The sequence below is a fragment of the Stenotrophomonas sp. PvP093 genome, assembly GCF_017876915.1.
Taxonomy (GTDB): domain Bacteria; phylum Pseudomonadota; class Gammaproteobacteria; order Xanthomonadales; family Xanthomonadaceae; genus Stenotrophomonas; species Stenotrophomonas muris.
This window is the reverse complement of sequence record NZ_JAGIOX010000004.1, coordinates 3283066-3296904: the sequence shown is the minus strand read 5'-3', so window position 1 is coordinate 3296904 and position 13839 is coordinate 3283066. Positions and strand designations below refer to the sequence as shown.

The window sequence follows — 13839 nt, the reverse complement described above, 5'->3', positions numbered from 1 at the left end:
AGACCGGCCCAGCCGCTGGCGGCTGTGCGTTCGGGCGCTTGCGAAGCAGTGCTTCGCAAGCAAAGCGCCCTCACCCCTGGGGACTTGGTCGCGGCATCCATGCCGCTCGCACCCCTGCCACCGGACCCGCCACGCCTTCGACAGGTTCCTGAGGCCGTTGGTAGGTGTCTACCTTGGTCGACACGCTTTCCCAAGGGTCAGAAGGGGTTCAGTGCCACGCGCTGAATGCGCGGCCTGGACGGGTAGACTGTGGCTCTTGGTCCCATGAATCCCGGTTGCCCGATGTCCGCCAAATTCCACTGGTTGCCCCTGTTGTGCCTGGCCCTGGCGGGCTGCAGTCAGCTGGAGAATCCGGGCAACGTGACCGCTGCCGACAAGGCAGCGCGGGCGCCGGCCAGTGATGGCGAGAACATGGTTTCGATCAATGCCGCCGACGCGCCACCGGCACCGGCACCACCGCGCAGCCAGGCGGGTCGGCCGTGGCCGCAGGCGCAGCTGGAAAATGGGCGTGCGTGGGTCAGTTGCAGCACGGAATATGCGGGCGATGCCGGCGACGGTGCCGAACTGGAAGGGCTTCAGCGCGAGCAGATCACCCAGGCCCTGGCGCCGTGTGCCGAGCGTGGGCTGATGCGCGTGCGTTACGCCGGCAAGATCAATCCGGGCTTCGCCGAAATGATGTGGCGGTTGGCGGTGGTCGCTGACGAACTGAAGATCCACAAGCGCATCCTCGACCTGGACTCCAGTGGTGGCCAGGTGGAGTCGGCGATCGTGGCCGGTGACAGCATCGGTGAATCGGGCTGGACCATCTGGGTGCGCGAAGGCTCCATCTGCCACAGCGCCTGCGTGTTCGTGCTGGCTGCCGGTGACAACCGCCTGCTGTCGGGCAAGGTCGGCATCCACCGCATGATGCGGATCAGCTCCAAGGCCACCTCGCGCGCCGAGCTCAACCGCGAGCTGCACGAGGTCTACGACAACGTGAAGGATTACCTGCAGCGCAATGGCGTGGCGGTGGGCGTGGCCGATCTGATGATGACCGTGCCCAATCGCAGCCTTCGCCTGCTGACGCCGGATGAGCTGCGCCAGTACGGCCTGGATGGCACCAACGCGGTGCAGGACGATCTGGAACGGATCAAGCAGATGCGCGCCTGCGGCGATGACTTCGTGCAGCGCAAGGACGCGTTCCTGATCGCCTTCGACCAGCAGTGCAAGCGCGACGGCGCCGACATGGAATCGATCAACAGCTGCGGCCAGGCCCTGAAGCAGCGCTTCGGTTTCCCGGATGCGGTATGCCCGGACGAAAGCCCGCTGTCGGAGATCGATGTGGCGACGCTCCCACCGGCACCGTCGGAGCCGCCGCCGGTGGCCGAGCAGCCGCCAGCGAACACCGCCGCGCCCGCCGCGCAAGCTGATGCGGCAGCGGTGGAGGGCAACGCTCCGGCACGCTGACGGCGTAGTCACCGCGCTGGCGTAGACTGCGGTTCTCTCCAGAAAACCGGCGGTGTCCATGAAGCGCGCGTTCCTGCTGCTGTCCCTGCTGCCCCTGACCGTGTTGGCGCAGGCCCCTGCGCCGGCCACGCCTGCACCGGCCCCGGCACGCCCGGCACCAGCCTCGCCGGCAGCTGCGAAGCCCGCTACCGCCGGTTCCCCTGCGTTGACCGCTGCTCAACAGACGCAGGTGCAGAAACAGGACGCGGAAATGGGCGCCGCCGCAGTGAAGGCAGCGCAGCTGGTCGACGCCAACCGCGCCGGCGAATTGTGGGATGGCGCTTCGGCCGTCGCGCGTCGTGCGGTGCCGAAGGCCGCCTTCGTCAGCCAGTTGGCCGCCGAGCGCACGCGCCTGGGTGCGCTGGCCGGGCGTGGCCAGCCGACCATCACCCGCGTCAAGTACAGCGCCGGTGCAGCAGTGCCGGAAGGGCTGTACATCAACGTCAGCTTCCCGACCCGTTTCGCCAACAGCGCACAGCCGGTGCGCGAGCTGGTCTCGTTCCGTTTCGACGAGGACCAGGTGTGGCGCCTGGCCGGTTACAGCCTGCGCGCGTCGGCACCCTGAGGAGGTGAATGATGGCAACTGAACTGACGATGCTGGCCTGGTCGGTACTGCTGGGCTTCGTGTACATCTTCGCCACCTCCACGGTGGTCACCCGCGAGCGCGGGATGAAGTGGAATGCTTCGGCACGCGATGGCGATGCAAAGCCGCTCAGCCCGCTGGCCGGCCGCCTGCAGCGCGCGCAGGCCAATTTCCTGGAGACGTTCCCGTTCTTCGCCGCCGCCGCCATCGCAGTGGTCGTGGCCGGTCGCGGCAACGACACCACTGCACTGGCGGCGCAGGCCTACTTCTGGGCGCGTGTGGTCTATCTGCCCCTGTACGCCGCAGGCGTGCCCTACGTGCGCAGCCTGGTGTGGCTGGTGTCGCTGCTATCGATCCTGGCGCTGGTGTTCGCACTTCTATAAGTCGGCCTGATCCAGATCAAGGCCGCTCAGGCGCCCGGCGCTATGCTGGCGCGGACTGGATCAACGGCAGGAGGCGCGCATGCGCAGGATGGACGTGGTGGTGGTCGGCGCCGGACCGGCAGGTCTGTGCTTCGCGCGCGCGCTGGCCGGCAGCGGGCTGCAGGTCGGGCTGGTCGAAGTGCAGCCGCGCCAGGCGCTGGCCGAGGCCGCCTTTGATGGCCGTGAGATCGCGTTGACCCATGCCTCGCGGCAGAGCATGGAGCAGCTGGGGCTGTGGCAGCGCCTGCCGCACGCTGAAATTGCTGATCTGCGCGATGCCAGGGTGATGAACGGCGGCTCGCCGTTCGCGCTGACCTTCGCCAGCAGCCAGGTCGACGGCCAGCCGCTGGGCTGGCTGGTACCCAACCATCTGATCCGTCGCGCCGCGTGGGATGCCGTGCAGGGCCGGGACGGCCTGGAGCTGTTCGACGGGCGCAAGGTGCTGGGCGTGCAGGCCGATGCGCAGGGCCACGTGGTCAAACTCGATGACGGCAGCCAACTGCATGCGCGGCTGCTGGTGGCCGCTGACAGCCGCTTCTCCGCCACCCGCCGCATGCTCGGCATCGGTGCGCAGATGCGCGACTTCGGCAAGTCGATGCTGGTGTGCCGCATGCAGGTCGAGCGCGACCATCACCACACCGCCTGGGAGTGGTTCGGCTACGGCCGCACGATGGCGCTGCTGCCGCTCAACGAGGGCCAGGCATCGGCGGTGATCACGCTGCCGCCGCGGCAGATCGAGGCGCTGCTGGCGATGGACGAGGTAGCCTTCGGTGAGGCCATCAGTGCCTGCTTCGAACACCGCCTGGGCCGGATGCAGCCGGTGGCCACGCCGCAGGCGTATCCGCTGGTGGGTGTGTACGCGGATCGCTTCGTCGGCGAGCGTTCTGCGCTGATCGGTGATGCCGCGGTGGGCATGCATCCGGTCACCGCGCATGGCTTCAACCTGGGCCTGGCCAGCGCACAGCGGTTGGCGCAGGGCATCGTCGCGCAGCAGCGCCGTGGTGCCGACATTGCCGCCGCCGGCATGCTGGCCAGTTACCAGCGTGGTCATCGGCTGGCGTCGCGGCCGCTGTACGAGGCCACCAATGCGATCGCCAGCCTGTACACCGACGACCGTCGCCCGGCGCGCCTGCTGCGTGCGGCCGGCCTGCGCCTGGCGCAGGGCGTGGCACCGTTCAGGCAGCTGATTGCCTCGCACCTGACCCAGCGCGTGGCCTGAACAGCTTCAGATCAGCCTGCAGCCAGCACCCGGATCTGGCTGTCGGCGAATTCGACCACCTGGCCTGCGCGGATCTTGCAGGCCTTGCGCAGTTCCACTTCGCCGTCGACCCGTACCTGGCCCTCGCTGATGACCATCTTGGCCTCGCCGCCACTGGTGACCAGATCGGCCAGCTTGAGCAGCTGCTTGAGTTCGACGTAGTCACCGTCGAGGTCGAATTCGAGAATCTGCATGGAGCGGGGTTCCTGGGAAGAGGGCGCAGGCCAGCGGCCGGGCCGGGAAGAGGGCGCGTATTGTGCGCCAGCACGGGCCCGACGGCATCTGTGAGGAAAGCTGTATGCCTCGTTCAGCATCAATGCGGTATCATTCCGCTCTGAGCGAGTGAAATCTCCTCCGACCGAGCAGCGCCAGGGCACGCGATAAGAAGGGCGCCCAAAGCGCGGACCATCACCTTTTTTATCGCACTGCCAGGAAGACGGCAGTGCCTTCGGAGTTCCCCATGTCCCAAGATTCCCAAGCGCCGCTGCAGTTTGCGCAGCTCGGCCTGTCCGAGCCCGTGATGCAGGCCGTCACCGCCATCGGCTACGAAACCCCGTCGCCGATCCAGGCCGCCACCATCCCGGCGATGCTGGAAGGCCGCGACGTGCTGGGCCAGGCCCAGACCGGTACCGGCAAGACCGCTGCCTTTGCACTGCCGGTACTGTCCAACATCGACCTGCAGCAGATCAAGCCCCAGGCCCTGATCCTGGCGCCGACCCGCGAACTGGCCATCCAGGTTGCCGAGGCGTTCCAGTCCTATTCGTCGAAGATCCCCGGCTTCCGCGTGCTGCCGGTGTACGGCGGCCAGCCCTACGGCCAGCAGCTGTCGGCCCTGCGCCGCGGCGTGCATATCGTGGTCGGTACCCCCGGCCGCGTGATCGATCACCTGGACCGCAGCACCCTGGACCTGTCCGAGCTGAAGACGCTGGTGCTGGACGAAGCCGATGAAATGCTGCGCATGGGCTTCATCGACGACGTCGAAGCGGTGCTGAAGAAGCTGCCGGAGCAGCGCCAGGTGGCCCTGTTCTCGGCCACCATGCCGCCGCAGATCCGCCGCATCGCGCAGACCTACCTGCAGGACCCGGTGGAAGTGACCATCGCGGCCAAGACCACTACTTCGGCCAACATCCGCCAGCGTTACTGGTGGGTGAGCGGCATGCACAAGCTGGACGCGCTGACCCGCATCCTGGAAGTCGAGCCGTTCGACGCGATGATCATCTTCGCGCGGACCAAGGCCGGCACCGAAGAACTGGCCAGCAAGCTGCAGGCGCGTGGCCTGGCCGCTGCCGCCATCAACGGTGACATGCAGCAGGCCCAGCGTGAGCGGACCATCGCCATGCTGAAGGAAGGCAAGCTGGACATCCTGGTCGCCACCGACGTGGCCGCGCGCGGCCTGGACGTGGAGCGCATCAGCCACGTGCTGAACTACGACATCCCGTACGACACCGAAAGCTACGTGCACCGCATCGGCCGTACCGGTCGTGCCGGCCGCAGCGGCGAGGCGATCCTGTTCGCCACCCCGCGCGAGAAGGGCATGCTGCGCCAGATCGAGCGCGCCACCCGCCAGCCGATCGAAGAGATGCAGCTGCCGAGCGTGGAAGCGGTCAACGACACCCGCATCAACAAGTTCACCTCGCGCATCAGCGAAACCCTCGGCGCCGGTGGCCTGGACTTCTACCGCCAGCTGCTGGAGCGCTTCGAGAACGAGCAGAACGTGCCGGCCATCGAGATCGCTGCCGCGCTGGCCAAGCTGCTGCAGGGCGATACCCCGTTCCTGCTGCAGCCGCCGGTGCGTGCCCCGCGCGAAGAGCGCGCACCGCGCGAGCGCTTCGACCGTGGTGACCGCCCGGAACGTGGTGATCGCTTCGACCGCAACGAACGGGGTCCGCGCTTCGAGCGTGGCCCGCGCCGTGACGACGCCGAAGGTGGTTTTGAACAGCGTCCGCGCCGTGAGGTTCCGCCGCGTGGTGCACCGGAGCAGGGCATGGAGACCTACCGTATTTCGGTCGGTCACCAGCATGGCGTGAAGCCGGCCAACATCGTCGGCGCCATTGCCAACGAAGCCGGCCTGGAAAGCCGCTTCATCGGCCGCATCGACATCCACGACGACTTCTCGCTGCTGGACCTGCCGGCACAGATGCCGCCGGACGTGCTGTCGCACCTGCAGAAGGTCTGGGTGTCCGGCCAGCAGCTGCAGATGCGTGCGCTGGCTCCGGGTGAAGACACCAACCCGGCCCCGCGCCCGTTCAAGCCGCGCTTCGACAAGCGTGGCCCGGGCGGTCCGGGTGGCCCGCGTCGTGGCGGCCCGGGCGGCCATGGCGGCGACCGCGGCGGTGACCGCGACAGTCGCCCGCCGCGTCGTGACGGCTTCAAGCCGCGCGGCCCGCGCAGCCTCTAAGCCGCACCCGCAGCCGTCCACACCACCGCCAGCCCCCGGGCTGGCGGACAGAAAAAGGGGACGGAGGGGATTAAGTCGTATCTGGCTGGCCATGCGCCTGTGCCAAGAACGACTTAATCCCCTCCGTCCCCTTTTTCGCATGGCCCACACATTGCCGGTCCTAGGCTGGGCCGGTTCCTAAGGAGGTTGTCACCGCAGCACATTCAGGGGGATCCGGGATGGGTAGGAGTGGCACGGACCAACACAGCCGGCGGGTGCCGATGACCCGGGGGCTGGGACTGCGATTTGCGCTGTTGACCGGCATGGCGATCGGACTGGTCGCACTGTCCGCCCTGATCCAGGAACTGCAGGCGGCCTCTACTGCCTGGATCGCCGGCCAGGGCTACTGGTCGCGTGGCCAGCAGGATGCCACCGCCGCACTCAGTCGCTACCTGGCGCGTGGCGATGCCGAGGACCTGGACGACGCACGCCAGGCCCTGCAGGTGCCGTTGGGCGATCTGCAGGCGCGACTGGCGCTGGAACAGGCCGAACCGGACGAGGAGAAGGCCAGGCAGGGCTTCCTGCAGGGCGGCAATGCGCGTGCCGACATCCCACGCCTGGTGTTCTCGTTCCGCTACGCGCGCGACATCGGTGCATTCCGCGAAGCGAGCGCGTTGTGGCGGCAGACCGATGGCGACCTGATGGCGCTGCAGCAACTGATCGATGAACTGCAGCTGCGGCACGACGGCAACCTGGTGCCCGTTGCCGCACGCGACCGCTACCTGCAGCAGCTGCGTGACCTGGACCAGCGGATGAAGGTGCAGAGCCAGGCGTTCTCGCAGGCGCTGCTGCGGATGGCGACGCTGGTGAGGCTGGCCACGTTGATGGTGGCGGGCCTCTCGGTGCTGGCGATCAGCCTGATGGCGGTCGCCCTGGCGCGCCGCGTCGGCAAGGACCTGACCGAACACGAGAGCCGTTTCCGCGCGGCGTTCTACCAGGCCAACGTCGGCATGCTCAAGCTCGATGCCGAAGGCAAGGTGATCGAGGCCAACCAGGCGATGGCCGATATCCTCGACCATCGTCGTGACATGCTGCTGCAGCTGTCGCTGGGCGACCTGCTGATGGACGGCGAGCTGGTCATCGATGGGGTGGGCCGCATCGATTGGGACCGCCAGCTGCGCCCGAGCGAACTGCGCTTCCGCCGTCGCGATGGCAGCCTTGTCTGGGGCCGCTGGAGCGGCACCGGCGTGCGCAGCACCGGCGGTGGCCTGTCGGTGTTCGCCATCATCGAAGACGTCAGCCAGAACCATGCACTGGCGCGCGAGATCGAGCACCACGCCAGCCACGACCCGCTGACCGGCCTGATCAATCGCCGCGAGATCGAACGGCTGCTGGAACGCGCGCTGCTGCAGGTGCGCAGCGAAGGTGGCACGCACGCGCTGTGCTACATCAACCTGGACCATTTCAAGCTGGTCAACGACAGCTTCGGTCACGCCGCTGGCGACCAGATGCTGCGCAGCTTCGCCGACTACCTGGTGGCGGCGGTGCGCGATGGTGACTGGGTGGGCCGGCTGGGCGCGGACGAGTTCGCCGTGTTCCTGGCCCATGCCGGGCAGGACGAGGCCAAGCGCGTGCTGCAGCGGGTAATCCGCGACCTGGGGCAGGCGACGTTCCCGGTCAGCGAAGGCAGCCCGCAGCTGAGCTGCAGCATCGGCGTGGTCGAGGTCAGCGCCGATGCGCCGGATGTGAACTGGCTGATGAGCGCCGCCGACAGCGCGTGCTATGCGGCCAAGCAGGCCGGCCGCAACCGCGTGCACTGCTTCAACGAGAACCGCATGGCGCTGGAGGAACGGCGCCAGGAAGCCGAGCGGCTGCAGGGCGTCAGCCTGGCCATGGCCGAAAACCGCATGGTGTTGTATGCGCAGCGCATCGCCCGCGTCGGCGATCCCTCCTACCTGCACTACGAGGTACTGGTGCGCATGCGTGGCAGCGATGGCAGCCTGCACCTGCCGGGCCAGTTCATGCCGGCGGTGGAGCGCTATGGCATGGCCGTGGCGCTGGACCGGCACGTGCTTGGCCTGCTGTTCAGGCACCTGCAGGTGTGCCCGGCACACGTGCGGCAGCTGGGCCTGTGCAATGTCAACGTCTCGGCGCAGTCGATCGCCGAGCCCGGCTTCCTCGCCTTCGTCTGCGACCTGCTGGAGCGCAACCGCGCGCTGGCCTCCAAGCTGTGCTTCGAGATCACCGAAACCGCTGCGATCAGCAACCTCAGCCAGGCGCGTGCCTTCATCGATGCAGTGAAGGCGCGTGGCTGCCGGATGGCGCTGGACGATTTCGGTTCCGGGCTGTCCTCGTTCGGCTACCTGCGCCAGCTGCCGGCCGACATCCTGAAAATCGACGGGGCCTTCGTGCGCGACATGGATACCGATCCGGTCAGCCATGCCACCGTGCGCGTGATCAGTGAACTGGGGCGCGAGCTGCAGATGGAGGTGGTGGCCGAATGGGTGGAGACTGCCGACGTCGCCGCCGCGCTGACCCGGCTTGGGGTGCAGGGCCTGCAGGGTTATGCGGTCGAGCGGCCGCAACCGCTGGAGCGGATGACCCTGGCCGACCTGCGGCCGGTGCGCCTGGTGGCGGTGAAAAGTCCGCCCGCCGCTGGCTGAACGCCCGTCGGCGACTTTGGTCTACACGTGGGCTGCAGCCGCGGCTGCGATAATGCCCGGCAGGGGCGACGCGCAGTGGGCGCGGGCGTAAGCAGGAACAGGACGTGGCGTGGGCGGCAGGCAGGGGCAGTACGGAACGGGAGCGGTGCTGGTCGTGCTGCTGGTGTGGTTGGCAATGCCGTGGCCGCTGTCGGCGGCCGTAGCCGAAGCCGGGCGTGACTACCTGCTGGTCGGTGCGGCGACCGATGAACCCACCCCGCATCGCGCATGCACGCCGGAGATGCTGGCGGGGCCACGGCAACAGGTGCAGGTGTCCGCGCCAGCGGGCGGCTGGTCGGGCCAGCCGCAGGCACTGGACGTGTTCAATGTGTTCGCGGGCGAAGTCCGCGTGCAGCATGGGGATCGCGAAATCTGCGGCAACATGCACGATGCCCGTACCCGTGATTCCCGGTTCCGCGCAGGCATCGGCCTGGTCGCGGTGCCGCCGGCGGGCAGCCATGAACCGTTCCTGGTGTCATGGCAGACGCCGCTGAAGGCGCGCTGGGTACCGACCCTGCGGCTGGGCGCGCCCAGTCCCGTGCAGCAGAACGATACCGCCCGCCTGCTGGTGCGCGCGGCCTGCATTGCCGTGGCAATCGCACTGGCGTTGTCGGCCCTGATGGCCTTCCTTACCACCCGCGACCGCAGTTTCCTGGTCTACATCGCCGGTACCACCGTGCTGGTGCTGTGGCAGGCCATTCTCGGAGGGCTGAGCGGCTACCCCGAGCCATGGCTGCCGGTGGGTGAGCGCAGCGCGTGGTGGCTGCTGTCGTTGACCGCTGCATCCCAGGCGCTGGTGCTGCCCGCGTTGTGGCGACTGAACGGCGGCGACCGCCTGCTGCCGCGATCGCGCCCGATGCAGCTGCTGGCGCTGTGGGGATTGCTGGCGCTGGCCGCGTGGGTGCCCTGGCTGCAGCGGGACAGCCTGGCCTGGGTGGCGCAGGGCCTGCAGGTGTCCTACCTGCTGGGCTGCGGCCTGGCATTGATGGCCGGGGTGTGGGCATGGCTGCGCGGCGACCGCTGGGCGCAGGCGGGGTTGGCGGCGCTGGCACCGATGCTGGTGTTGATCCTGGCCGACGCCTGCCGCGCTGCGTGGTTGCTGGAGTACCGCGTGGAGGCACTGCAACTGTCGGTGACCTGGCTGCTGATGATGGCTGCCTATGCGCTGAACCAGCGGCTGGGCCGCCTGCGCCAGCAGCGCGATGAACTTCGCCAGCTGGCCGAGACCGATGGCCTGACCGGGCTGCCCAACCGCCGTGCCGGGCTGCAGCAGCTGGCACGGCACCTGGAACGGGTCGATCGCGAGCGCGGCCCGCTGGTGATCGGTTTCCTCGATATCGACCTGTTCAAGGACATCAATGACCGCCATGGCCACGCCGTGGGTGACCAGGTACTGGTGGCGGTGGCACGTGCATTGCGTGCCGCGGTCCGCAGCCAGGACCAGGTGGTGCGGATGGGTGGCGAAGAGTTCCTACTGCTGATGCCGGGCATGCCGCGCGAGGCGGCATCGGCGCGCCTGGATCGCCTGCGCCAGCACCTCACCGAGGCGGCCCGGGCGCTGCAGGTGCCCGGTCTGGAGGTCACCGCCAGCATCGGCCTGGCGCAGTGGCGGCCGGGCGAGGACGATCTCGCCGCGCTGCTGCGCCGGGCCGACCACGCCATGTACGTGGCCAAGCGTGCCGGCCGCAACCGGGTATTCGACGGCGAAGAACTCGATCCGCCGCCCCCGGCATGAAGCGCAGCGGGCGGGGATGCCGGATAATAGGGCGATGACCACCCGACTCAACAAACATATCGCCGACACCGGCTTCTGCTCCCGCCGCGAGGCCGATCGCCTGATCGCCGCCCGCCGGGTCACCGTCAACGGCCATCCGGCCGGCACCGGCGCGGTGGTGGGCGAGGAAGACCAGGTGCTGGTCGACGGCCAGCCGCTGCGCGCGCGCGTGGCCCGCAAGCCCGGTGCCCGCCGCCATGTCTACATCGCGCTGAACAAGCCGGTCGGCGTCACCTGCACGACCGAGACCTCGGTCAAGGGCAACATCGTCGACTTCGTCGGCCATGAACAGCGCATCTTCCCGATCGGCCGCCTGGACAAGGAGTCCGAAGGCCTGATCCTGATGACCAGCAACGGCGACATCGTCAATCAGATCCTGCGCGCCGAGAATGGCCACCAGAAGGAGTACCTGGTGGCGGTGAACAAGCCGGTCACCGACGAGTTCCTGCGTGGCATGGCCCGTGGCGTTCGCATCCACGACCAGATGACGCTGCCGTGCAAGACCTCGCGCATCGCCAAGTTCGGTTTCCGCATCACCCTGCAGCAGGGCCTGAACCGACAGATCCGCCTGATGGCGGCCGAGTTCGGCTATCGGGTGACCCAGTTGCGTCGCGTGCGCATCGACAACATCAAGATCGGTGCGCTGAAGCCGGGCCAGTGGCGCAACCTGACCGAGCAGGAGCTGCAGGGCCTGCTGCCGAGGCAGCTGGACTGGTAAACGGCTTCTGTAGAGCCGAGCCCATGCTCGGCTGCTCTTTTGTCCGGGTGCAGCCGAGCATGGGCTCGGCTCTACATCAGCTAGACTTCGCGGTGACCTGCCGGAACGTGACGCTGCATGATCAAGCCCGACAAGCCTGCCAATGAAGCCCTTCGGCTTGAGGCGCTGTACCGCTACCGTATCCTCGATTCGGAGCGTGAAAAATCCTTCGACGACCTGGTGGTGATCGCCAAGGCGGTCTGCGGCACCTCGATGGCGGCGGTGACCCTGATCGACGTCGAGCGGCAATGGTTCAAGTCGATCCAGGGCATCGATGCGGCAGAAAACCTGCGCAGCGAATCGATGTGCGGCCACGCGATCCTGCAACCGCAGCAGATCATGGTGGTCGAGGACGCGCTGCAGGACATCCGCTTCCACGACAATCCGGTGGTGGTGGGCGATCCGCACATCCGCTTCTATGCGGGCGCGCCGCTGATCAGCTCCGATGGCCTGCCGCTGGGCACGCTGTGCGTATTCGATGCGCAGCCACAGCACCTGGCCAGCGACAAGGCTGAAGCGCTGGCGGCGCTGTCGCGGCAGGTGATGCTGGTGATGGAACTGCGCCGCTTCGCGCTCGACATCCAGAAACACATGCTGGAGCGCGATGACTACGAGCGACTGCTGTCTGAGTACCAGGACGTACTGCTCGCGCAGAATGCCGACCTGGCCGAACAGAGCCGCACCGACGCGTTGACCGGCCTGCCGAACCGCCGTGCGATGGCGGCAGCGCTGGAAGAGGCGGTGGCGGTGAACGGAGACCAGCCCGGGGCGGCCTGCGTCGCGCTGCTGGACATCGACCATTTCAAGCACATCAATGATTTCCAGGGCCACGCCACCGGTGACCGCGTGCTGGCCGAACTGGGCGTGCTGCTGCGTTCGCATTTCGCCGGTCGCGGCATGGCCGCGCGCTATGGCGGCGAGGAATTCGTGGCGGTGATGCCGGCTACCGACCTGCGCACCGCCGAACTGCAGTGCGAGTTCCTGCGCCTGGCCGTGGCTGAACTGCCGCTGGGATTCCCGGTCACGATCAGTATTGGAGTGGCCCAGCACCAGCCCGGTGAAAGCGTGGATGACACGCTGGCACGTGCCGACAAGGCGCTGTACCGGGCCAAGGGCAATGGCCGCAACCGGGTGGAAGTGGCCGGCTGAAGCATCTGCCGCCCGCGCGGTAAACGGATGCCGCTCCAGTAGATCAACGCGACGCGTGGATGCTGTCACCGATTCACATCGCGTCGCAGCTCCTGCGATCAGAACCGGGCAGCATGACCCCCTGGTTCCCCGGACGCCGACCATGCTGCAGACCCTGGCCATCGCCCACTATCGTTCGCTGCACGGGCTCGTACTGCCGTTGCAGCAGTTGAATGTGGTGACCGGTGACAACGGCAGTGGCAAGTCCAGCCTGTACCGTGCCCTGCGCCTGCTGGCCGAGACCGCGCAGGGCGGCGTCGCGGCGGTGCTGGCCCGCGAAGGCGGGCTGGGCTCGGCGCTGTGGGCGGGTCCGGAAAAGATGGACCGTCGGGTTGCTGCCGGCGAAATCCCCCTGCAGGGCGGCCCACGCCAGGAATCGGTGGGATTGAAGCTGGGCTTCGCCACTGACGAATTCGGCTACGCCATCGATCTGGGCTACCCGCCGCCCAGTCGATCGGCCTTCGCACTGGACCCGCAGATCAAGGCCGAGGCGATCTGGGCCGGCCCGTTCCTGCGCAGCGCCAACCTGCTGGTCGATCGTCGCGGGGCGATGGTGCGGCAGCGCCATGCGCGCGGCTGGGATCTCGTGGATGACCGGTTGTCGCTGTTCGACAGCCTGTTCACCCAGGTCGGCGATCCGCAGCGCCTGCCGGAAACCATCGCCCTGCGCGAGTACATCCGGCGTTGGCGCTTCTACGATCATTTCCGCAGTGATGCCGATGCCCCGGCGCGGCAACCGGCGATGGCCACGCGCACGCCGGTGCTGCATCACGACGGCCGGGATCTGGCGGCGGCCTGGGTCACCGTCCTCGAGATCGGTGACCCGGTGGCGTTGGCACGCAGCGTCGACGATGCGTTCCCGGGCGCCACGGTCGGCTTCGAGGAGCTGGATGGACGCTTGGCGCTGCGTTTCCACCAGCCTGGGCTGCTGCGGCCCTTGTCGATGGCCGAACTGTCCGACGGCACGCTGCGCTTCCTGCTGCTGGCCGCTGCGCTGCACACGCCGCGTCCACCGCCGCTGCTGGTGCTCAACGAGCCGGAGACCAGCCTGCATCCGGACCTGCTGCCGGCGCTGGCGCGGCTGATCATCGCAGCCAGTGCGCGCAGCCAGGTATGGGTGGTGTCGCACGCCAGCCGGCTGATCGCGGCGCTGGAACAGGCGCCAGGGTGCCATTCGCTGCATCTGTACAAGGAACAGGGCCGCACGCTGTTGAGCGGGCAGGGCCTGCTGGATGCACCTGCATGGCACTGGCCGCAGCGTTGATACGGGCATCCACGCCATGCGTGGATGCA

The 13839-nt window shown here is 68.0% G+C and carries 11 protein-coding genes; 10 read left to right on the top strand and 1 reads right to left on the bottom strand.

Going from position 1 to position 13839, the window contains the following annotated elements:
* The first annotated feature begins 282 nt into the window (after nt 1-282).
* The 4 genes from J3A72_RS17920 to ubiM all read left to right on the top strand — a co-directional run bounded on the left by J3A72_RS17920 (nt 283) and on the right by ubiM (nt 3709).
* Nucleotides 283-1446, top strand: coding sequence for a hypothetical protein (locus tag J3A72_RS17920; protein WP_075076212.1), 1164 nt, complete (start codon nt 283-285; stop codon nt 1444-1446).
* A gap of 58 nt (nt 1447-1504) precedes the next feature.
* On the top strand, nt 1505-2050 hold the full coding sequence (locus tag J3A72_RS17915; protein ID WP_075076213.1) for a DUF4019 domain-containing protein: 546 nt from the start codon (nt 1505-1507) through the stop codon (nt 2048-2050).
* Between the two features lie 11 nt (nt 2051-2061).
* Nucleotides 2062-2451 carry an MAPEG family protein gene (locus tag J3A72_RS17910; RefSeq protein ID WP_046429692.1) on the top strand — a complete coding sequence of 130 codons (390 nt, stop codon included), beginning with the start codon at nt 2062-2064 and terminating at the stop codon, nt 2449-2451.
* A gap of 79 nt (nt 2452-2530) precedes the next feature.
* On the top strand, nt 2531-3709 hold the full coding sequence (gene ubiM / locus J3A72_RS17905) for a 5-demethoxyubiquinol-8 5-hydroxylase UbiM (RefSeq protein WP_140222673.1): 1179 nt from the start codon (nt 2531-2533) through the stop codon (nt 3707-3709).
* Nucleotides 3710-3720: 11 nt separating this feature from the next.
* Here ubiM and J3A72_RS17900 read toward each other — a convergent pair whose 3' ends face one another.
* On the bottom strand, nt 3721-3942 hold the full coding sequence (locus tag J3A72_RS17900; protein WP_014036469.1) for an RNA-binding S4 domain-containing protein: 222 nt from the start codon (nt 3940-3942) through the stop codon (nt 3721-3723).
* A gap of 266 nt (nt 3943-4208) precedes the next feature.
* Here J3A72_RS17900 and J3A72_RS17895 point away from each other — a divergent pair, with 266 nt between their 5' ends.
* The 6 genes from J3A72_RS17895 to J3A72_RS17870 all read left to right on the top strand — a co-directional run bounded on the left by J3A72_RS17895 (nt 4209) and on the right by J3A72_RS17870 (nt 13810).
* Nucleotides 4209-6146, top strand: a complete 1938-nt coding sequence (locus J3A72_RS17895) for a DEAD/DEAH box helicase (protein ID WP_049441528.1) — start codon at nt 4209-4211, stop codon at nt 6144-6146.
* Between the two features lie 218 nt (nt 6147-6364).
* Nucleotides 6365-8788, top strand: a complete 2424-nt coding sequence (locus J3A72_RS17890; RefSeq protein ID WP_075075648.1) for an EAL domain-containing protein — start codon at nt 6365-6367, stop codon at nt 8786-8788.
* Nucleotides 8789-8897: 109 nt separating this feature from the next.
* Nucleotides 8898-10562 (top strand): diguanylate cyclase, encoded by a 1665-nt coding sequence (locus tag J3A72_RS17885; RefSeq protein ID WP_075075649.1) that lies wholly within the window; start codon nt 8898-8900, stop codon nt 10560-10562.
* 34 nt (nt 10563-10596) lie between these two features.
* Complete coding sequence (locus tag J3A72_RS17880) at nt 10597-11319, top strand: pseudouridine synthase (RefSeq protein WP_014646467.1); 723 nt, start codon at nt 10597-10599, stop codon at nt 11317-11319.
* Between the two features lie 117 nt (nt 11320-11436).
* Entirely contained in the window at nt 11437-12507 is a 1071-nt protein-coding gene (locus tag J3A72_RS17875) for a sensor domain-containing diguanylate cyclase (RefSeq protein WP_075075650.1), read from the top strand.
* 142 nt (nt 12508-12649) lie between these two features.
* Complete coding sequence (locus J3A72_RS17870) at nt 12650-13810, top strand: AAA family ATPase (RefSeq protein ID WP_075075651.1); 1161 nt, start codon at nt 12650-12652, stop codon at nt 13808-13810.
* The last annotated feature ends 29 nt before the right edge of the window (nt 13811-13839 follow it).